General features: G+C 53.7%; 23 protein-coding genes. 1 reads left to right on the forward strand and 22 read right to left on the reverse strand.

All coding sequences use genetic code 11. From position 1 onward, the window contains the following. Window positions 1–3: 3 nt before the first annotated feature. From P398_RS0111220 to prsW, 22 genes are all read right to left on the reverse strand, one after another. Window positions 4–507 (reverse strand): QcrA and Rieske domain-containing protein, encoded by a 504-nt coding sequence (locus tag P398_RS0111220; RefSeq protein WP_029335318.1) that lies wholly within the window; start codon window positions 505–507, stop codon window positions 4–6. Between the two features lie 110 nt (window positions 508–617). Continuing rightward, window positions 618–1,058 (reverse strand): DUF2487 family protein, encoded by a 441-nt coding sequence (locus tag P398_RS0111225; RefSeq protein WP_029335321.1) that lies wholly within the window; start codon window positions 1,056–1,058, stop codon window positions 618–620. A 161-nt stretch (window positions 1,059–1,219) separates the two neighbouring features. Next, entirely contained in the window at window positions 1,220–1,753 is a 534-nt protein-coding gene (locus P398_RS0111230) for a ReoY family proteolytic degradation factor (protein WP_024370187.1), read from the reverse strand. Window positions 1,754–1,777: 24 nt separating this feature from the next. Then, window positions 1,778–3,049, reverse strand: coding sequence for a tetratricopeptide repeat protein (locus P398_RS0111235; RefSeq protein ID WP_029335323.1), 1,272 nt, complete (start codon window positions 3,047–3,049; stop codon window positions 1,778–1,780). A 34-nt stretch (window positions 3,050–3,083) separates the two neighbouring features. Beyond that, entirely contained in the window at window positions 3,084–4,334 is a 1,251-nt protein-coding gene (gene aroA / locus P398_RS0111240; protein WP_024370185.1) for a 3-phosphoshikimate 1-carboxyvinyltransferase, read from the reverse strand. Continuing rightward, window positions 4,297–5,382 carry a 3-dehydroquinate synthase gene (locus P398_RS0111245; protein ID WP_051638908.1) on the reverse strand — a complete coding sequence of 362 codons (1,086 nt, stop codon included), beginning with the start codon at window positions 5,380–5,382 and terminating at the stop codon, window positions 4,297–4,299. The genes aroA and P398_RS0111245 overlap by 38 nt, the downstream gene beginning before the upstream one ends. Next, entirely contained in the window at window positions 5,376–6,539 is a 1,164-nt protein-coding gene (gene aroC, locus P398_RS0111250; RefSeq protein ID WP_024370183.1) for a chorismate synthase, read from the reverse strand. The genes P398_RS0111245 and aroC overlap by 7 nt, the downstream gene beginning before the upstream one ends. 10 nt (window positions 6,540–6,549) lie before the next feature. Further along, complete coding sequence (locus P398_RS0111255; RefSeq protein WP_029335326.1) at window positions 6,550–7,329, reverse strand: CheR family methyltransferase; 780 nt, start codon at window positions 7,327–7,329, stop codon at window positions 6,550–6,552. Window positions 7,330–7,440: 111 nt separating this feature from the next. Further along, window positions 7,441–7,860 (reverse strand): nucleoside-diphosphate kinase, encoded by a 420-nt coding sequence (gene ndk, locus P398_RS0111260; RefSeq protein ID WP_029335327.1) that lies wholly within the window; start codon window positions 7,858–7,860, stop codon window positions 7,441–7,443. 91 nt (window positions 7,861–7,951) lie between these two features. Beyond that, window positions 7,952–8,887, reverse strand: a complete 936-nt coding sequence (locus P398_RS0111265; RefSeq protein ID WP_235263353.1) for a polyprenyl synthetase family protein — start codon at window positions 8,885–8,887, stop codon at window positions 7,952–7,954. 30 nt (window positions 8,888–8,917) lie between these two features. Then, complete coding sequence (locus tag P398_RS0111270; protein ID WP_369793360.1) at window positions 8,918–9,622, reverse strand: demethylmenaquinone methyltransferase; 705 nt, start codon at window positions 9,620–9,622, stop codon at window positions 8,918–8,920. A 17-nt stretch (window positions 9,623–9,639) separates the two neighbouring features. Beyond that, complete coding sequence (locus P398_RS0111275; RefSeq protein WP_024370178.1) at window positions 9,640–10,212, reverse strand: heptaprenyl diphosphate synthase component 1; 573 nt, start codon at window positions 10,210–10,212, stop codon at window positions 9,640–9,642. A gap of 127 nt (window positions 10,213–10,339) precedes the next feature. Continuing rightward, window positions 10,340–10,612 carry an HU family DNA-binding protein gene (locus tag P398_RS0111280; RefSeq protein WP_024370177.1) on the reverse strand — a complete coding sequence of 91 codons (273 nt, stop codon included), beginning with the start codon at window positions 10,610–10,612 and terminating at the stop codon, window positions 10,340–10,342. Between the two features lie 109 nt (window positions 10,613–10,721). Next, a complete protein-coding gene (locus P398_RS0111285) occupies window positions 10,722–11,423 on the reverse strand; it encodes a hypothetical protein (protein WP_174233478.1) in 702 nt (233 codons plus the stop codon). A 13-nt stretch (window positions 11,424–11,436) separates the two neighbouring features. Beyond that, a complete protein-coding gene (locus P398_RS0111290) occupies window positions 11,437–11,616 on the reverse strand; it encodes a DUF2768 family protein (RefSeq protein ID WP_235263355.1) in 180 nt (59 codons plus the stop codon). Window positions 11,617–11,717: 101 nt separating this feature from the next. Continuing rightward, window positions 11,718–12,761 (reverse strand): NAD(P)H-dependent glycerol-3-phosphate dehydrogenase, encoded by a 1,044-nt coding sequence (locus P398_RS0111295; RefSeq protein ID WP_029335335.1) that lies wholly within the window; start codon window positions 12,759–12,761, stop codon window positions 11,718–11,720. A gap of 17 nt (window positions 12,762–12,778) precedes the next feature. Then, complete coding sequence (der, locus tag P398_RS0111300) at window positions 12,779–14,089, reverse strand: ribosome biogenesis GTPase Der (protein WP_024370173.1); 1,311 nt, start codon at window positions 14,087–14,089, stop codon at window positions 12,779–12,781. A 128-nt stretch (window positions 14,090–14,217) separates the two neighbouring features. Continuing rightward, on the reverse strand, window positions 14,218–15,363 hold the full coding sequence (rpsA, locus tag P398_RS0111305) for a 30S ribosomal protein S1 (protein ID WP_029335337.1): 1,146 nt from the start codon (window positions 15,361–15,363) through the stop codon (window positions 14,218–14,220). 141 nt (window positions 15,364–15,504) lie between these two features. Continuing rightward, a complete protein-coding gene (locus P398_RS0111310) occupies window positions 15,505–16,128 on the reverse strand; it encodes a lysophospholipid acyltransferase family protein (RefSeq protein WP_029335339.1) in 624 nt (207 codons plus the stop codon). Continuing rightward, entirely contained in the window at window positions 16,125–16,802 is a 678-nt protein-coding gene (gene cmk / locus P398_RS0111315) for a (d)CMP kinase (protein ID WP_024370170.1), read from the reverse strand. Before cmk ends, P398_RS0111310 begins: the two co-directional genes overlap by 4 nt. A gap of 74 nt (window positions 16,803–16,876) precedes the next feature. Continuing rightward, window positions 16,877–17,542 carry a flagellar brake protein gene (locus P398_RS0111320; protein ID WP_024370169.1) on the reverse strand — a complete coding sequence of 222 codons (666 nt, stop codon included), beginning with the start codon at window positions 17,540–17,542 and terminating at the stop codon, window positions 16,877–16,879. Between the two features lie 20 nt (window positions 17,543–17,562). Beyond that, a complete protein-coding gene (gene prsW / locus P398_RS0111325; RefSeq protein ID WP_024370168.1) occupies window positions 17,563–18,219 on the reverse strand; it encodes a glutamic-type intramembrane protease PrsW in 657 nt (218 codons plus the stop codon). Between the two features lie 109 nt (window positions 18,220–18,328). On the opposite strand from prsW, the gene P398_RS0111330 reads away from it, so the two are divergent. Next, window positions 18,329–19,300, forward strand: a complete 972-nt coding sequence (locus P398_RS0111330; protein ID WP_029335341.1) for an asparaginase — start codon at window positions 18,329–18,331, stop codon at window positions 19,298–19,300. Window positions 19,301–19,302 lie beyond the last annotated feature (2 nt).

The following is a 19,302-nucleotide window of genomic DNA, read 5'->3' on the forward strand; positions in this document are numbered from 1 at the left end:
CTCTCACAACTGTGTGACTGGACTGCCCAAGTATAGGAAGCCCTCTTTTTCTTCTTTTTCATAACGGGCAAGTGGTGATGTCGGAGGCGTACCTGGAATGTTCGTCCCGTCTTTCGTATAACGTCCGAAATGACACGGGCAGAAGAATTCTGTCGGGCGCGTCGGATCGCCGCCGTAACCTACTTGACAGCCTAAGTGCGTACAGATTGGAGATAGGGCAATAACCTCTCCACTCTCATCTTTGAAGACCCATGCCGAAAGCGTTTCTTCAAATTCATACCAAGCGTCTTGCGTTTGTTTTTTAAAGTCGACACGTTGCGGCTCAGTCGTGATGTCATCGAGACTCATAACTCGCACTTTGTCGCCCGCATCCGTTTTTTTGAGTACCGGATCGATCGCAAAGTTGACCATCGGACTGATCAATGTTGCCGCCATAAAGCCACCTACTCCAGTCAGCGTGTACGTTAAGAACTGACGGCGTGTGACTTTTGACCCTTTTTGAGCCATTTCGTTCCCCCCTCGTTCGTGTGCATAACCCCATAATTCTTTATGCATTCTTCACAAAAATTTCTCACTCAACAAAATAGTATATCAATAAAACCTCTACGTCAACCGCTTCATGTCGCCATCCAACGGCCCGAAAGCTCGGTGATGACTTGCGTCGCAAAATTTTGAACCATCGTATGCGACTGCTCGGCCGACATGCCTTTTAAAGCAAGCGGCGGCACGAAAATAATCGGTAACTCGAACGCTTTGAAGCGAACGTCTGAAGAGATGAACAACACGTGTGTGAACCCCGACGCCGTCGCCTTGTCGTGGACCGCCTGGCTTAACGAGTGACCGGCCTCTACGTCCACGTAACTGATCGTCGGGCTTAGCATCGTCCGTCCAGAGAGCTGTCGTTCGGTCTCGAGCGCTACCGCCTGGACGACCTCATAACTTTCGGCCTTGCGGATCATCTCGTCATCAAACGCCAATTCTGCGAGTGGAACGATGAGCGTATCGACGTATTGACGCTCAGTCAATGAACGTTTCGCATCTTGACTATCGAACCTCATCCTCACCCTCCTCTCTAGACATGATTCATCATGTCTATTGTATCGCACCTTCGTTCATTGCTTGTTCAAACTTATGAACGAAATGTGAAATTATTGTGTATTCCTACGTCATTAATATACCAAAAAACAAGCGCAACCCATAACGGAAGCGCTTGTTTTTTCTAAAATAATTTTGAAGCCCTGACTTGATGGAGCTTGCTCGTCAAATTCCGAAACAACTTCTCGTCGCGACGGTCGAGCGCCTCGTCGATCTCAACGAGCAACCGCTCTTCTTCAAACTGGGCGACGGAAGCACGAATGACGGTCTGGGCCGATGTCGACACTTCGTCCCTCACTTCGGCGACCGGTTCGAACGGGTTCGGCTCGACGATGTCGACCCAACTCTCATCGATCATCATGCCTTGAAAGTTGAGTTCGACGTAGATCGCCCCGTCATGAAGGCGGATGTCATGATACGCCTTCTCCGGATTGACGGTGACGAGATCGCCGCGCCGGTATCGGAACGGCTCCCCATCAAATCCATAAGCCGTCATGACGAGACTCCTTGGGGACACCGAGGCGTTCGTCACGAAGTGGACGTTACCGAGTTTCTCCGGATGTCTGAGCCAGTAATCGATAATCCATTTGGCCTCTCGTTTACGAAGCGTATGATGAGCGAGAAATCGCTTCAAGAAATTCTTTTTCCGCTCCACCATATGACCCCATCTCCTTTATATCGATTAATCACGGTCCGTCAATTGATCGAGCCGCTCTTCAAGCACTTGGCGGTCGTCCACGTCGACGGAGAGCGCAAGCGTTTGCTCGAGCACTCGTTGTGCCTTGTCTCGCTGTCCTTCTTCTACTAACAGTGTAGCCCATTCCATCGCAAATGACACGTCCTCTTTGTAAACGTCTTCAATCGACGTATATAACATGACGGCTTGGTCATACACTTCAAGCTCATAGGCCGCTTTCGCTTTATACCATGTCATGAGCGGCGACGTCGAATGATCCTCGAGCGCATCGATCGTCTCGATGACCGCTTCCATGTCGCCCGCTTCAAATAACACCGACAAGAGCAGTTCCGTCGCTTCAAGCGATTCCGGGTTCAATGCGAGCGCTTCGCGCAACTCCGTGACCGCTTCGTCGACTCGACTTTGGCGTAGGTACAGCTTCGCTTTCACCGTCCGCAACTCGTCGTTATAATCGTCACGATCGATGCCTTGCCCGATCATCTCGAGTGCCTCGTCGATTCGACCGAGCGACTCGAGCGCTTCTGTATACGGCAAATAGAGCGACGTGAAGTCAGGGTCCATCGTCCGTAGTTCCTCGAACTGCTTGACAGCCACTTCGTCACGGCCGATTCGATGCGCCGTCATGGCGTGCCCGAACACCGTGTTCAAGTTGCGGTCTTTCGTCTTCTCGAACTCATCGAGCGCCTCTTCGAACGAGCCGATCATCGTGAGCGCCTCGGCGTAGTCGGCTTGATAGTCGATCTCTTCCGGCAGTCTCAAATGCGGCAAGCGCGCATACAGCGGGACCGCCTGTTCGAATGAGCCGATCGAGGCGTACAGTTCGGCAAGTCCGTAGACGAGCAGCGGCTCGTCCGGGTTCGCCTCGAGCGCCTCCATCAATTTTTTGACGGCGACTTCATCGAGTCCTTGGGATTGATATAAGTCGGCGAGCAAGACGAGGCTTCGGACGTGAGCTTCCTTGTCCGTCGCTTCGATCTTCTCAAGCACGGCGATTGCTTCCTCTTCACGGTCACTGTCGAGGTACGCTTCCGCGAGCGACAAGGCGACGTGCGGGTTGCCCGCATAATCGACGTAAAGCGCCGCGAGCAAGTTCACGGCACGATCGGCGAGGCCGAGCTCGAGATACAAGTCGGCGATGGCGAGCCGGTCCTCATCCGAACCGTCTTTCTCGAGCGCCTCGAGGTGCATGAGGGCGTGTTCGGTCTCGCCTGTCTCAAGCATCTTAATGATATGGTTTAATTCTGTTTCATCTAACATCCTATCTTCCTCCTACCGACAACTGCTATTGACGTTATTCTATCTCACGGTCGAGCCGTTGTAAATCGTCACGGAAATGCGGGTAGCTGACGTCCGAGACTTCCATTCCTTCAATTTCGACCGTCTCCTCGGTCAAGAGGGCGGCCACTTGCAACATCATCGACAGCCTGTGGTCGCCGTGGGCCATCACGCGGCCACCTCGGACTTGACTAGGGTTGACGATAAAGCCGTCCTCTGTTTCGTGAATGTCGATCCCGAGCGCCCGTAATTCCGTCACGACCGTCACGATGCGATCGGTCTCTTTCACCCGAAGCTCGGCTGCGTCACGAACGACCGACGGGCTCGACGCCTGGGAGGCGACGAGCGCAAATAACGGCAGCTCATCGATTTGATGCGGGATGGCAGCGCCTGACAACTCGACACCATGAAGGTCGCTCGTCGATACGGTCACGTCCGCCACCGTCTCTTCCCCCAGTGGCCGGACGCGGTCGATCTCAACGTTCGCCCCCATTTTCTCAAGCGTCCGCAAGAACCCGATTCTCGTCTCGTTCAAACAGACGTCGGTCGTCGTCACCCGGCTGTTCGCGATAATCGCGGCCCCGGCCCACAAGAATGCGGCCGATGATGGGTCCGCCGGAATCGTCACCGCCGTGCCCGTGAGCTGTGACGGCATGACCCGGATGAGGCGAACGCCATTCTCTTCTCCGATCGTGACGTTCCCACCGAACAACGGCAACAACCGTTCGGTATGGTCGCGCGACAACATCGGCTCGCGTACGATCGTCTCTTCGGTAGCCCGGAGCCCCGCCAATAGGACGGCCGACTTTACTTGGGCACTCGCGACGGGAAGCGTATAGTCGATCCCGTGCAAACGCCCCCCGGTGACACGTAGCGGGGCGTGGTCCCCGTCAATCTTCGCCTTCATTTGGCGGAGTGGCGCCGTCACACGGCGCATCGGCCGCTTTGAGAGCGAGGCGTCGCCCGTTAACACAAATTCCCCGTCATAGCCGGCCAACAAGCCGGTCAACAGACGCATCGTCGTTCCCGAGTTCCCGCAGTCGAGTGTCGCCGCTTCAAGCGTCCGTACACCCGTGATGACGAGTTCGTCCGCCAGTTCTTCGACCGTAGCACCGAGACGACGGACGGCTTCGATCGTCGACCGACAGTCCTCCCCGAGCAGCGGTTTCAATACGACCGTGCGCCCGTCCGCGACCGCCCCGAACATGATGGCCCTATGTGTGATCGATTTATCGCTCGGTACACGAATTGTTCCGTTCAATCCCATTATGCATCCACCCTTTCATTTGGTTGAATACGGCCTCGAGCCGTGCCTGCGTGACCGGTTCGACCGTGACACGTTCACCGAGCAAGACGAAGCGCACGTGGCCGTCACGATTTTTCTTGTCTCGCTTCATTTTCGTCGCATACACATCAAACGGTTGCCAATTTATCGGCGTGACATCATGCTGTTTGATCCACGTCGCGAGCACCTCGGCCCGCCGCACGTCGCCGGCGACAAGAAACGCGTACACCATCCCATATAGGACGGCCTCACCGTGGGCGAGTCGATACTGTTCGACCGATTCGAGCGCGTGCCCGAACGTATGACCGAAATTGAGCCAGGCGCGCACGCCTTGTTCTCGTTCATCCGTTTCGACGATGCATCGTTTCACCTCGATCCCGCGGGCGAGCCAGATCGTCCAATCGAGACGGCCTGTCTCAAGTGCCGCGAATAGTTCCTCTTCGAACGACTCATCAAGGACGTAACGGGACAAGTAGGCGTGCTTGATCAGCTCGCCTAGTCCGCTCAACACTTCTCGATCGGCGAGCGTCTCAAGAAGTGTGACGTCATAGTGGACCCCGACCGGTTGGTAAAAGGCACCGATCGCGTTTTTGGCGAGCGGATGGTTCACCGCAACTTTGCCGCCTACTGCCGAATCGTGGGCCAAAATCGTTGTCGGTACTTGCACGTAGCGGACGCCTCGCATATAGACGCTCGCAAGAAAACCGGCCAAGTCACCAACCATCCCTCCGCCAAAGGCGAGGATGAGCGTTCCCCGGTCACACCCGGCCGAAAGTCCTTCTGTGACGAGACGTTCGATCGTCTCGAGCGACTTCGAACCGTCCCCAGGGGGCACGACCGACCAGACGACTGACGGATGAACGGCCGCGAGGCGACGGCGCAACGAGGCACCGTGTCGTTCGTCGACCGTCTCATCGGTCACGACCCAGACGGTCGAGCACGAAAAATAAGGAACGCGGTCGAGCCAGGCATCACCGCGTTCAATCGTCACTTCATATGGGCTCGAGGCATCGATTCGAATCGTCACCATGTGCGAATCTCCTCACGGTACGTCGCGACCCGGCTTTGAATCCGTTCAACCGTGTCATGCCCGAACGTCTCGCACAGTTCGCGGGCGAGTTCGAACGCGACGACCGCCTCGACGACGAGGGAAGCCGCTGGTACGGCACAGGCGTCACTTCGTTCGATTTGAGCGAGGAACGCTTCTTTCGTCTCGATATCGACCGACGGGAGCGGCTTATAAAGCGTTGGGATCGGCTTCATGACGGCCTTACAAACGATCGGCATTCCGGTCGTCATCCCACCCTCGAAACCGCCGAGGTGGTTGGACATTCGCGTATAACCGGTATCGTCGTATGCGATCGGGTCCATCACTTCTGAACCAGGACGAAACGCCATGTCGAAGCCGTCACCGAACGCGACGCCTTTGATGGCATTGACACTCATGACCGCCTGGGCGATTTTCGCGTCGAGCTTTCGGTCATATTGGACGTATGAACCGAGTCCCGGGATGACACCGTGCACTTCCGTCGTGACGACGCCGCCGAGCGAGTCGCCCGCAGCTTTCGCCTCGTCAATCAATCGCATCATCTTTTCAGCGGCGTCAGCGTCGAACGTCCGCACCGGCGAAGCCTCGACCATCGCCATCAACGCTTCTTTCGAATCGGCATCCGTTTGTTCCGCTTCGACGCCGCCGATCACGTTCACATAGCTGAACACGGTCATGTCAACCGCTGCGAGCAACTGCTTGCTGAGGGCACCGACGGCGACGCGCGCCGCCGTCTCGCGGGCGCTCGAACGTTCAAGCACGTCACGCAAGTCCCGGTGGTCATATTTGAGTCCTCCGACCAAATCGGCGTGACCCGGCCGCGGTCGGACGACGCGCCGCTTCACTTCGAGATCGTCCGCGATCGGCTCGGCCTGCATGACGTTACGCCAATGGGTGTGATCTTTGTTCTCAATCCAAAACGAGATCGGGGCGCCTGTCGTTCGCCCGTGACGAATCCCGGCTTTGACTTCGACGCGGTCAGACTCGATTTGCATCCGTCGGCCCCGTCCGTAGCCCGATTGTCGTTTTTTCAGCTCTCGATTGATTGCATCGATATCAACGTCTAGCCCGGCCGGCACTCCTTCGACAATGACGGTCAAACCTGGTCCGTGTGACTCTCCTGCCGTCAAATAACGCATACGCGACACCTCACTCTTCAAATTTTTCGTAAAAGAAACTTTGCTTCATCCGATAGCCGTAGCGCTTCGGTTGGAAGATTTGCTCGGTCCCGCCGACAAACAGCATGCCGCCCGGCCGCAATGACCGATGGAACGATTTATACACTTTCTCTTTCGCTTCCTCGGTGAAATAAATCAAGACGTTGCGACAGACGATCAAATCAAAGTTGCGCTCATACAGGTCAGCGAGCAAATTATGTTTTTTAAACGTGACCAGCTTCTTAATATCTTCCGTGATGTAATAATCGTCACCGCGCTTCGTGAAGTAACGTTGCCGAAACTCGTCCGGCAAATCGACGAGGGCGCGTTCATGGTACTTCCCTTGCTGCGCTTTTTCGAGCACCACGTCGTCTAAGTCCGTCGCCGTGATCGAGAACTGGGCAGGTGACAAATGTTTGGATAACAACATCGCGAGTGAGTAAGGCTCTTCTCCGGTCGAACAAGCCGCGCTCCACACACGGAGCTTCCCTTGGCTCTTCCGAATCAATTCGGGCAAGATGTCCGTCTCGAGCTGTTCCCACCGAATCGGATTTCGGTAAAATTCGCTGACGTTGATCGTCATGCGGTCGAGAAACTCGTCGTAAAGCCCGCGATCCGCTTCCATCGCCTTAAAGTACTCGATGAACGTGGCGTAGCCTTTCTTCTCCCGGAGGGCGATCATCCGGCGTTTCATTTGTGCTTCCTTATATAAATTCAAGTCGATTCCAGATTTCATATAAAACTTCTTCACGAAGATGGCATAATCATTTATCACCAGTTCCAACCTCAATTCTTTCTCATCTTCTATATGTCCAAACGCGTAGCGGCGAAAGCGCTTTAATGCCAATAGAAAAAGGGACAGGCGGCCCCGTCCCTTTCCTCGTCATGAAACGTGTGATGCTTCAGAGGCAAACCAAAGCGGCAGTTCGCGCTCGGCGCTCTCTAAGCTATCGGACCCGTGGATGACGTTTTGAGACATCGTCGAGGCCAAATCACCGCGAATCGTCCCCGGCTGTGCATCGAGCGGGTTCGTTTTCCCGATCATCATGCGCGAGACGGCGATGACATTCTCGCCTTCCCACTCCATCGCCACGACAGGACCTGACGTTAAAAAGGCGACGAGTTCTCCGAAGAACGGTTTTTCCTTATGTTCCTCATAGTGTGCTTCTGCGATTTCTTTTGTCGGCGTCAGCATCTCGAGACGGTTCAACGTGTACCCTTTGTTCTCGAAACGCGAGATGATTTCCCCGATCAAACCGCGTGCGACTCCGTCAGGCTTTACCATTAAAAATGTCTTTTCCATTCCCCTAATCCCCCTAAATCAATGTGTGTACCATGTACTCTATCAGTTTACACGGTCACTCCCATTATTGAAAGGGGTTACAACACTCAAATCACCATTTTCGTTTGCCGATATATTCGGCGATTTCAATGAGCGAACGTTTGTCCGGTACGTCAGGTAACGGCTCAAGCCGCTCGATCGCCCGGCGGACATAGCGATCGATCGTCCGCTGACTCCGTTCGAGCGTCCCGTTTCGTTGCACTTCACGCACGAGCGCTTGGGTCAACTCGTATCCGGACGTCTGGGTGACTTGTTTCAAACGATCATAAAACAAAGGATCTTCCGCTGAATAAAAGAGCGGCAACGTTTTATGTCCGTGCTTTAAATCTTCACCGACCGGTTTGCCAAGCTGAAAACTTTTCGCGGTGAAATCGAGGAGGTCGTCCGTCATTTGGAACGCCATGCCGATATCATAACCGAACAACCGAAGCTGTTTGACCACATCAGGCGAAGCTCCAGAGACGACGGCACCGGCCGCACAGCTCGTCTCGATCAGAAGCGCCGTCTTGCGGGCGATCCGATCCAAATAGCGTTTCGGGGATTGCGCCCAGTCGTATTGATCTTGGATTTGGTTGATTTCCCCAATACAAATCAGCTCCATCGTTTCGGCCATGATTTGCATCACTTCCGGCGAATCGACCTCTGAGACGAGACGGATCGCCTCGCCAAACAACGTGTTCCCCGTATACATGGCGACACGCTCATCGTAACGTTCCATGACCGTCGGCTTGCCGCGCCTGAGCGTAGCGTCGTCGATGACGTCATCATGAACGAGCGACGCCATATGAATGAGTTCGAGACTGGCCGCCACTTTTGTCAAACGAATATCGTTATCTTGTCCGAAGGCAGCGCTCAACAGGACGAACGCGGGCCGGATCCGTTTGCCGCCGGCGTCGAGCAGTTGTCTCGAGGCCGCATCAATGACCGGATGATCCGTATGGATCCGGGTTGACAAGAAACGATCGATTTGGTCGATTTCGCGGTTCATGTGACGATACAGTCGCTTCAAAGACATCGGTCACCACTTCTTTCCTAGGTGCATGGCACATGCACCGCCGGAGAACGGCTTCACTTCGACTTGCTCGAAACCTGCCTCTTCGAACATCCGTTTGAGCGTCAATCGGTCCGGAAACTCATCGGTCGATTCTTGCAGCCATTTGTATTGGTCGTATGAACCGGCGAACAGTTTCCCAAAAAGAGGCATGACCGTCCCGAAATAAAACCGATACAACTCACTGAAGAGCGGCGCCGTCGGTTGGCTCGTCTCGAGGCAGACGACCGTCCCTCCAGGTTTCAAGACGCGATGCATCTCGCGGAGCACCGTCATGTAATCCGGGACGTTGCGCAAACCAAACCCGATCGTCACATAGTCAAACGAGTCATCGCCGAAAGGCAACGCCATCGCATTCCCGTGAATGAGTTCGATTGTCGGCATGTCCGCGACTTTTTCGTTTCCGACCGCGAGCATATTCTCAGAAAAATCGAGTCCTTTGACGACGCCCGTGTTGCCCGCCGCCGCGGCGAGTTGAATCGTCCAATCGGCCGTCCCGCAACAAACATCAAGACATTTGGCTCCTGGAAACACTTGCATCCGCCGCATCGTGGCTCTGCGCCACCATTTATGGAGACGAAAGCTGATGATCGAGTTCATCGTATCGTAACTCGGTGAAATTGATTGAAACACGTCATATACTTTTTGCTCTTTTTCTTTCGGTTGCAACACGTAACATCCTTTCCGTTCTAAGCGACAGCATGCGCAAGAAGCGTCGATAGCTGTTCTCGTTGTTCTTGGCGCAGTCTTGTTGCCTTTTGTTCGATGACTTGCTTCCCGAACGACGTCAAATAAGATTGACCGATCACTTCAGAAAACGTCTTGACCAACCCAAAGTTCGCTTCCATCCATGTCGCGACCGATATGTCGTCGTCCAAAGCGAGCGTACACTTTGCACCGTTGACGAGTTGGACCGTCCGTCCGAAGCGATTGCTGTAGTCGGCCGGGAACAGTGCTAATATTTTATAAAATTGAGCCGATGCGAAGTCCCCGGCGAGCACGTTCAACTGGCGCTCGAGAGAACCGTTCGGACAATCCTTTACTTGATCGTGGAGCTCGAGTGCCTGATGCGCAAAGTAAGTGGCGAGCACGAGTTGCCGCTCTTCAGTTGATTCGTTGTCAATCAGTTCGACCATCCAACGAAGTAAAGGCATGTCGACTGCGGGCACAATATCGTGTCTCGTCAAATACGGATGCGTCATGCGTTGTTCGATTTGACGAGCAAGGTCGGTGACAACGCTTTCGTTTGTCCACTGTTCCATGCTATTCCCCCTCGTCCTCTTCGTTGTCATTCTGACATAGTATAGCACATTTTCGTCACATTCACGCCATGTGAACTCGTAAACGGACACAAAAAAAGCCGCCTTTCGGCGACTTATGTAATGCCTATTATTTGACCGCGTCTTTGAGCGCTTTACCTGCTTTGAAGGCAGGGACTTTGCTCGCAGGGATTTCGATATCTTCTTTCGTACGTGGGTTGCGACCTTTACGGGCAGCACGCTCACGAACTTCAAAAGTACCAAAACCGATCAATTGAATTTTCTCACCGTTTTGGAGTGCTTCAGTGATTGATTCAAATGTAGCTTCTACAACTGTCGTCGCTTCTTTTTTAGAAACTTCGGCTTTTTCAGCAACTGCTTGGATCAATTCAGTCTTGTTCATCACGATTCACCTCCTCTCACAGAGAGTTTACGGGATTAATCATATCGTACAAACGTTGATATGACAACATTTTTTAAGTGAAAAGCCCATATTCACGACGCTTCGTCGATCAGTTGTTTAAAAATTCGACGTCGCCTTGTTCATTTATCGTATAGCCTTGCGAATAAGCCGGGGCGAATGGTGAATCATTATAGAGCAAATACCGAATATCCTCACCGACTTCCGGCGTCACATCCGTGTTTTCGAGCGCCGCTTCAACGTCGGCCCGGTAGTCGACAAATAATTGTCCGCTCCCGTCCACGTAGATCGGTAACTCGTTATCCGTGTACGGGCTTGGTATTTTTGGTTCCTCGGCGACGAAGACGAGGTCGTAGTTGATTGTGAACTGGTTTTTTCCGAGCGATCCGTCAAACGGGAACTTGCCTTCCTTGATGCGGAACGAGTTGATATTCGTCTGCAACTGTTGCAGCCGCTCCGTCACACGTAAATCGATCAGTTTCACGGTCGGGTCGGTCTCAACGTCGACGAGCACGTATAAGAACAGCCCGCCCCCTTCGAAGCTGTTCGCCGGTGGATCGGCCATATAGCCCGGGACGAGGCGGCCAAATTCAATCGGGTACCGCTCCATGAGCGGCGTCTCGGCCGGTTTTGTCTTGATCGGTAATACGCCGGTCGTCTCTTTGAACGAGTCGACGGCCGTCTGCACGGACCGCAACTGGTCATCATATGGAACGTTGTCGACGCGGCTCGTCTGCGGGAACATGCAACCACTCAGCACGGTCACCGCCAGCAGGCTGACAGTTAATAACATTCGTTTCAACAGTTTACCCTCCCGTCGGTCCCGAGGCGACCACATAAATCATAATGAGCGTCCCGAATAAAAAAATAACGAATGCAATGATTCGTACGAGTGTCGCGAACCAGCCTGAAAGCTTCGTATGGCTCACGGCCACCATGAGTGCGGCAATCGCGAACGCCCCGATGCCTGCGAATGAAATCCACATCTTGATAAGTGACGGTGTCACGTCTATCCCCTCGACTTTCTCTATAATTCTCTCTCCGTTCATTAGTGTAGCAAAAAAAAGCGAGGAACTGAACGAAAACGTCAGTCCCTCACTTCTTCGTCACCCTCGAAATGGAAGACTTCTTCCATTTCATGCTTTTGCGGGCGTCTCATCAACTTTTTCACTTCATCATGCGGGCTCTTGCCTTCAAACAGCACGTTATAGAGCGCTTCGGTGATCGGCATCTCGACGCCGGCCTCGCGGGCGAGCGTATGTGCCGCCTCACAGGCACGGACGCCTTCGACGACCATCCCCATTTGACCGAGCACGTCTTCAAGCTTCTCACCGCGCCCGATCGCGTTCCCGGCACGCCAGTTGCGACTATGTTGCGACGTGGCGGTGACGATCAAGTCACCGATACCGGTCAAGCCGGAGAACGAGGCCGGGTTGGCCCCGAGCTTCACACCGAGCCGAGCGATCTCGACGATCCCTCGTGTCATGAGGGCAGCTTTCGCATTATCCCCATACCCGAGCCCATCGGTCATCCCAGCGGCGAGGGCGATGATGTTTTTGAGCGCACCGCCATACTCCGCTCCGATGACGTCCGAGTTCAAATAGACGCGGAACTGATCGTTCGTGAGCAGTTCTTGAATCTCGTCGGCGACGTCTAAATCTTCACACGCGATCGTGATCGTCGTCAGTTTGCGCACGGCCACTTCTTCGGCGTGGGTCGGACCGGTCAACACCCCGATGGCGCGCCGTTTTGAAGGCGCGACCTCTTCAGCGATGATCTCAGACAGACGTTTATGCGTCTTCGGTTCAATCCCTTTGGCGGCATGGACGATGACGGCCGGTTCCGTGAGAAGTGTATTCAACTCCTTGGAGACCGGTCGGATCGCTGAGCTCGGGACGACGAGAAAGATGATCGTTCGTCCGGCAATCGCCTCTTTCAAGTCGGTCGTTGCCCGGATCGATTCCGGCAACGGTGCGTCTTTCAAATACGTCGTATTCGTATGCGACATGTTGATCTCTTCGACGTGATCTTCCTCACGACCATAGAGCAATACGTCATGACCGTTGTCAGCGAGGACGAGCGATAACGCCGTTCCCCAACTTCCTGCGCCGATGACAGCTACTTTTGCCATATGAGGCACCCCCATCACTAGTTTTTCTGACGAGCCACGATGTGAACCGGAGTCCCGGTAAAATCAAACGCGCGGCGAATCTGGTTATCTAGATAACGCTTATACGAGAAGTGGAGCAACTCTGGGTCGTTGACGAACAATACGAACGTCGGCGGCTCGATGGCCACTTGCGTCGCATAGTTGATCTTGAGTCGTTGCCCTTTGTCCGTCGGTGTCGGGTTCATCGCGACGGCGTCGACGATGACATCGTTCAACACGCTCGTCGAAATACGGCGACGATGCGACTCGGCCACTTCGTTAATGACCGGAAGGAGCGTCTGCAACCGTTTTGACGTGAGCGCCGACAAGAAGACGATCGGGGCATAGTCGAGGAACAAGAACTCTTTTCTGATTTCTTCTTCCATCTTTTTCATCGTCTTGTCGTCTTTCTCGACGGCGTCCCATTTGTTGACGACGATGACGATTGCCTTGCCCGCCTCATGGGCGAGTCCGGCGACACGTTTGTCTTGCTCGATGATACCTTCTTCGCCGTCAAGGACGACGAGGACGACATTTGATCGTTCGATCGCCTTTTGGGCACGCATGACACTGTAACGTTCCGTCGACTCGTATACTTTACCGCGCTTTCGCATCCCGGCCGTATCGATGATGACGTACTCTTGGCCGTCCCGCGTGAACGGCGTATCGACCGCGTCGCGCGTCGTACCGGCCACGTCCGAGACGATGACACGTTCTTCTCCGAGAATCGAGTTCGTCAAACTTGATTTTCCGACATTCGGCCGTCCGATGAGGGAGAAGCGAATGACGTCTTCGTTGTACTCGTACTCGTCTTTGTCTGGCGCGAGCTCGAACACTTTGTCGAGCAAATCACCGAGACCGAGTCCGTGTGTTCCCGAGATCGGGAACGGATCGCCAAATCCGAGCGAGTAGAACTCATACATGAGATCACGCATTTCGAAGTTGTCGACTTTGTTGACGGCGAGTACGATCGGCTTGTTCGAACGGAACAATAAGTTCGCGACTTCCTCATCGGCTGCCGTGATGCCTTCCCGTCCGTTTACCATGAAGATGATGACGTCCGCCTCATCGATGGCAAGCTCGGCTTGGTGACGCATCTGGACGAGAATCGGCTCGTCGCCGACCTCGATCCCTCCTGTATCAATTAAGTGGAACTTGCGGTTCAGCCACTCACCCGTCCCGTAAATACGGTCGCGTGTCACACCCGGCTTATCGTCGACGATCGACACGCGATCACCGATAATCCGGTTGAAAATCGTGGATTTCCCAATGTTCGGGCGGCCTACGATGGCCACTGCTGGAATTCCCATAAAAACACCTCTAACTTTCATTCAATAAATAGTCGTTTCTAATATGCAACTGTACTATCATATCACAGCGGAAATTCGGTGACCATACAAAAAGAAGCGGGAGTCTGGCTCCCGCTTGAACGACCGTCTTATTTAGAATCGTCCGAAGACTCTTCGCCCGTGAGTTCAGAGACGGAGAATCCCCCTTGGTCACTGTATTCATCAAGGAGAGCCTGGTCTTCGTCGTGTGAAGCTTCGGCCGACTCGAGCGCACGCATCGAGAGGGAAATCTTTTTCTCGTCAAGATGGACGTCGAGCACTTTCACTTTCACTTCTTGCCCCTCTGATAGCACCTCAGAAGGTGTCGCGATATGACGGTTCGCGATTTGCGAGATGTGGAGCAGCCCTTCGACTTGCGGGGCGACTTCGACGAACGCACCGAACGTGACGAGACGTTTCACTTTCCCGCTGATGACATCACCAGGTTGGATCTTGCCTTCGACCGATTCCCAAGGACCCGGTTGCGTTTCTTTGATCGACAACTTCACTTTCTCGTTGTCGAGGTCAAGGCCGAGCACTTTCACTTTGACTTTATCGCCTTCTGTCACGACATCGCTCGGTTTCTCGACACGGCTGTGCGCCATCTCCGAGATGTGGACGAGCCCGTCGACGCCACCGATATCAACGAACGCACCAAAGTCGGTAAGACGTTGGACTGTTCCTTCGATAATTTGTCCGACTTCGAGCGCTTCGAGCGTCTCGGATTTTTTCGCACTCATCTCTGCTTCAGCGACCGCTTTGTGCGAGAGAATGACACGATTTTTCTCACGGTCGATTTCAACGACTTTGACCGTGATTGGTTTATGCAAGTATGATGAGAAGTCCTCGACGAAATGACTTTCGACGAGCGAGGCCGGGATAAACCCACGGATCCCGATATCGACGACAAGACCGCCTTTGACCTTGTCTTTGACCATGACTTCGAATACTTCACCTGATTCGTACTTTTCGACGATTTGATCCCAAGCTGCCTCGGCATCCACGTCTTTCTTCGATACGACAACCTCTTCATCCGTGACTTTCTTCACTTTGACACGGATTTCGTCGTTGACATGGAGTGATTCGTTTAAATCGTCTAAATGCATGCTTGATACTTCGCTGATTGGCAAAATCGCCTCAGTCTTGTAACCGATATCGATTAACGCTTGTTTGTCCTCGATTTTGACGACTGTACCGGTCACGATTTGACCTCGATTAATTTCAAAATCAGGCATATCTTTCATTTCTTCGACCATTACAACACTACCCCCTCACGATGAGTACAAAAAGGAGCGCCCAAAGGCGCTTAACACCTAGTATAAACTTCTTATAATTCCGAAGATTTGTCAAGGTGTTATCAGATTAGTACCTTTCCTCGCAACAGATTAAACCTGAATTTATCGAACGTTCCGTGAATGCTCGTTGTACAATCCATTGATCCGGGCCATGATCAAGTCGGCTGCGACTTGTGCGCTCGCTTTGTTTGCTTTCAATGCAGACAAATCGATCGGTTCGCCGATGACGACTTTCAACCGTTGGCGGAACTTGTACTCGCCGATAATCGCAATCGGCAGAACAGCCGCCTCGGAACGAAGCGCAAAGAACCCGACACCGGCCTGCGCTTTACCGAGCGTCCCATCTTTTGAGCGGGTGCCTTCCGGGAAGATCGAGATGACCTCGTCGTCCTTCAACTTTTGAAGGACGACGCGGAGCGCCTGGCGATCTCCTTCCCCGCGCGACACCGGGATTTGACCGGAACGGTTCAAAATGTGTTTCAATACCGGGACGTCGAACAGCTCTTTTTTAGCAAAGAAACGAAGCTGACGCTGTTTCGGCATGGCCCCGGCCAACAAGACCGGGTCCCAGTTTGATTGGTGGTTCGAACAGACGATCATCGACCCGTCGAGCGGGACGTTTTCGCGGCCGACATACTCCACCCGAAAGCTTAACTTCCGGATAATATTGACGACGCCGACAGTGAGCCGATACATGCCGAACGGTCCGTTGTTGAGCGGTTTCATCGATTGATCACCTGCTCCATCAACTGCTCGATCGCCATGACGACACCGTCGATCGACAAGTCGGTCGTATCGAGGAAATGGGCGTCTTCGGCTTGCCGGAGCGGGGCGACGACACGTTCTGAGTCTCGTTTGTCACGGAGGGCGATCTCTTCTTTCAGTTGTTCGAAATTACTCGGGATCCCTTTTGACACGTTCTCTTCGTGACGCCGGCGGGCCCGTTCCTCTACGGTGGCGGTCATGAACACTTTCAAGTCCGCAGACGGTAAAACGTGCGTCCCGATATCGCGGCCGTCCATGACGATCCCGCCTTCACGGGCAAGGTCACGTTGCAAATCCATCAATGCATCGCGCACTTCTGGTTGACGGGCTACGAAGCTGACGTTGTTCGTCACTTCACTGGAGCGGATCTCATCCGTCACTTCGATGCTCCCATCGAACACCCGTTGCCCGGACTCGCTCGGTACGAGACGCAAGTCCATGCGGTTGATCATCGCAGCGAGCGCCGGCCCGTCCTCAAGGCCAATCCCGTCTTGGAGCGCCCGATACGTGACGGCGCGATAAATCGCCCCTGTATCGATATAGACGTAACCTAGTTTTTTGGCAAGTGTTTTAGCAATCGTACTTTTACCGGCTCCAGCCGGTCCATCTAGTGCAATCTGTAACGGTTTCATCATAAAAATTGGGTATCGGCTGTTCCCGATACCCGCCTCCTCTCGGTCATTTGTTCCGAGAACATCATACCAGTTTTTTATCGTGAAGAAAATACAGAGCCCGTCCGTTTACGCGCCTCAAGTTGGGCACGGAAACAGTAACGTAAAATCGTCTCTTGGTCGCGCGGCGTCAAGTTCTCGAAACAGAGCGACAGTTCCTTTTTGACAGCCTGCTCGTGGACACGGACGAGACGGCTCTTCACTCGGAACGTCTGGGGCACCCCCCGCTCGTCCTCGATACGGAACACGACGATGAGCGATTCATCGAGCTCGACCGGGGCCCGGTTGGCGACGATGCGCATCCCGCCGGCCGACACGTCGAGAGATGTCGTCTCAAACGCCGGGAACGCCTGTCCATCCTCGGCGAGCACGGTGACGTTGATCATTTCTGGCACTCGTAAATATTCACGACGCTGCACTCGTTTGATCTTCTCCGGTTTAGGGAGCGCAAACGCATAACGGAGCGTGAGTTGGGCATCGCTCACCCGCCTCGCGACGACAGTGTCGAACGCGAACAGTTGGTCTTCTCCTTTAAAGAAATAAACGCGCAGTGCTTCTTCTTCATGCAAGAAGAACGTTTTAAGCGTCGCCGTCTCACTCGGTGACTCGATCCAAACGACATCGTCATGGATCGCTGCGATTTTCGTCTTGCCTTCGTTTCTCCCTTCAACTTCCACCCGTAACTCTTGACCAACTTTTAACATAAACTCAATTCCCCTTTTAACTATTTAAATTGACGACGGTTGGAACGGTTAGCGGCACGGACGAGCAATAAGGCCACCATCCACAACACGACGATATAGAGCACGGCCGGTACTTTGTTCGTCGGTTCGAGGAGCAGGATGTAATCGAACACCCCATGCATGAGTGTCGCCGAGGCGACCGCGATGAAGAGCCATAGCCGCTCTTGTGACGAATGTTTCGCCCGCCCGAGGCAAAAGCCCATCGCCACCGCGAACAAGGCGTGTCCGCTCACCGGCAAGACGGCTCGCCATATGGCGACCTCGAGCGAGTCGTACACCCATAAATATAGAAAATTCTCTAACGTGGCGAAGCCGAGTGAACAGGCGACCGCATAGAGAATCCCGTCGTAGTAATCATCAAAGACTTTATGTATGTATATTGTATAATAAATCATGAACCACTTGAAAAACTCTTCAAGCAACGCGGTAGCCACGAACGCCTTCCAAAACGGGCTAGTGAGGACACCTTCCTCTTCGAGCGCGTATTGGATGAACATGATCGGGAAGACGAGGATGGCTCCGGCAACGAACGAACGAATCACATAGCCGAGCGGTTCCGCTTCCAATTCATGTCGCAAATAAAAATAGGAAAGAAGGGCGAACCCTGGCGCTACCGCAGACAAGGCGATTGCAATCATGACGCATCTCTCCTCTCTACCGTTAAGCATACACTGAAACGAGCGAAAGAAAAAGTGGTTAACGCCTAGAAAATGGAAGAATCGAACAAAAAAAGTTGGAGGTTTATGTATGAATCATTTATTACTCATTCACACCGGGGGCACGATCGCAATGTCCCAAACCGGATCAGGCCACGTCTCACCGAGCGATATTAACCCGATCGATGCGACGTTGCCGAAAGCGACCGACATCGCCCGCATCACGACGAAGCACTTCTCGAACATCCCGTCTCCGCATATGACGCCGGCAAAGATGCTTGAGCTCGCCCAGTTCATCGCCCAAGAATTGACACAAGACACGTATGATGGGGTCGTCATCACCCACGGCACGGACACGTTAGAAGAGACGGCTTACTTTCTTCAAATCACGCTCGGCGCCCCAGTGCCGATCGTCTTGACGGGAGCGATGCGCTCTTCGAACGAGATCGGATCAGACGGGGAGTTCAACCTTATCACGGCGCTTCGTGTCGCCCGAAGTGAGGCGGCGCGAGGCAAAGGCGTGCTCGTCGTCTTCAATGGCGAGATCCATTCGGCGTTCAACGTCACGAAGACTCACACCTCGTCGGTCGATACGTTCAAATCCGTTCATTTCGGGAACGTCGGGATGGTGACGAAAGACCACATTCTCATCTATAGCCAACCGATGACGCGGCAAGCAAAGATGATTCCACACATCACGAAACGGGTCGCCGTGTTGAAAGTCGTCGCCGGCATGGAGCCCGACTTGCTCGAGGCGGTTCTCGATCTCGGTTATGACGGTCTCGTCCTTGAAGTACTCGGTCAAGGGAACGTCCCGCCGACAATCATCCCCGCACTCGAACGACTCGTCGCCCATATTCCGGTCGTCATCGTCAGCCGTTGCTTCAACGGGATCGTCCAGGACGTATACGGTTACGAAGGCGGCGGCAAACAGTTGAAAGACATGGGGGTGATTTTCTCAAACGGCCTCAACTCGCAAAAAGCACGGCTCCGGCTTCTTGTCGAACTCGAGGCGGGGTCGTCTCAACCGGTCATGGAGCACAGTTTCAGCTTCCAGCAGTGACT

This window comes from Exiguobacterium aurantiacum DSM 6208 (assembly GCF_000702585.1).
Classification (GTDB): Bacteria; Bacillota; Bacilli; order Exiguobacteriales; family Exiguobacteriaceae; genus Exiguobacterium; species Exiguobacterium aurantiacum.

Bases quoted from the DNA above. Each gene is read 5' to 3' on its own strand.
- ndk (WP_029335327.1), bottom strand. From the start codon at position 7,860: ATGGAAAAGACATTTTTAATGGTAAAGCCTGACGGAGTCGCACGCGGT.
- P398_RS0111220 (WP_029335318.1), bottom strand. From the start codon at position 507: ATGGCTCAAAAAGGGTCAAAAGTCACACGCCGTCAGTTCTTAACGTAC.
- aroC (WP_024370183.1), bottom strand. From the start codon at position 6,539: ATGCGTTATTTGACGGCAGGAGAGTCACACGGACCAGGTTTGACCGTC.
- P398_RS0111330 (WP_029335341.1), top strand. From the start codon at position 18,329: ATGAATCATTTATTACTCATTCACACCGGGGGCACGATCGCAATGTCC.
- P398_RS0111310 (WP_029335339.1), bottom strand. From the start codon at position 16,128: ATGAAACCGCTCAACAACGGACCGTTCGGCATGTATCGGCTCACTGTC.
- prsW (WP_024370168.1), bottom strand. From the start codon at position 18,219: ATGATTGCAATCGCCTTGTCTGCGGTAGCGCCAGGGTTCGCCCTTCTT.
- cmk (WP_024370170.1), bottom strand. From the start codon at position 16,802: ATGATGAAACCGTTACAGATTGCACTAGATGGACCGGCTGGAGCCGGT.
- P398_RS0111280 (WP_024370177.1), bottom strand. From the start codon at position 10,612: ATGAACAAGACTGAATTGATCCAAGCAGTTGCTGAAAAAGCCGAAGTT.
- rpsA (WP_029335337.1), bottom strand. From the start codon at position 15,363: ATGGTCGAAGAAATGAAAGATATGCCTGATTTTGAAATTAATCGAGGT.
- P398_RS0111235 (WP_029335323.1), bottom strand. From the start codon at position 3,049: ATGTTAGATGAAACAGAATTAAACCATATCATTAAGATGCTTGAGACA.
- P398_RS0111230 (WP_024370187.1), bottom strand. From the start codon at position 1,753: ATGGTGGAGCGGAAAAAGAATTTCTTGAAGCGATTTCTCGCTCATCAT.
- P398_RS0111245 (WP_051638908.1), bottom strand. From the start codon at position 5,382: ATGGTGACGATTCGAATCGATGCCTCGAGCCCATATGAAGTGACGATT.
- der (WP_024370173.1), bottom strand. From the start codon at position 14,089: ATGGGAATTCCAGCAGTGGCCATCGTAGGCCGCCCGAACATTGGGAAA.
- P398_RS0111265 (WP_235263353.1), bottom strand. From the start codon at position 8,887: ATGAACCGCGAAATCGACCAAATCGATCGTTTCTTGTCAACCCGGATC.
- aroA (WP_024370185.1), bottom strand. From the start codon at position 4,334: ATGGGATTGAACGGAACAATTCGTGTACCGAGCGATAAATCGATCACA.
- P398_RS0111225 (WP_029335321.1), bottom strand. From the start codon at position 1,058: ATGAGGTTCGATAGTCAAGATGCGAAACGTTCATTGACTGAGCGTCAA.
- P398_RS0111275 (WP_024370178.1), bottom strand. From the start codon at position 10,212: ATGGAACAGTGGACAAACGAAAGCGTTGTCACCGACCTTGCTCGTCAA.
- P398_RS0111285 (WP_174233478.1), bottom strand. From the start codon at position 11,423: ATGTTATTAACTGTCAGCCTGCTGGCGGTGACCGTGCTGAGTGGTTGC.
- P398_RS0111290 (WP_235263355.1), bottom strand. From the start codon at position 11,616: ATGTGGATTTCATTCGCAGGCATCGGGGCGTTCGCGATTGCCGCACTC.
- P398_RS0111295 (WP_029335335.1), bottom strand. From the start codon at position 12,761: ATGGCAAAAGTAGCTGTCATCGGCGCAGGAAGTTGGGGAACGGCGTTA.
- P398_RS0111320 (WP_024370169.1), bottom strand. From the start codon at position 17,542: ATGTTAAAAGTTGGTCAAGAGTTACGGGTGGAAGTTGAAGGGAGAAAC.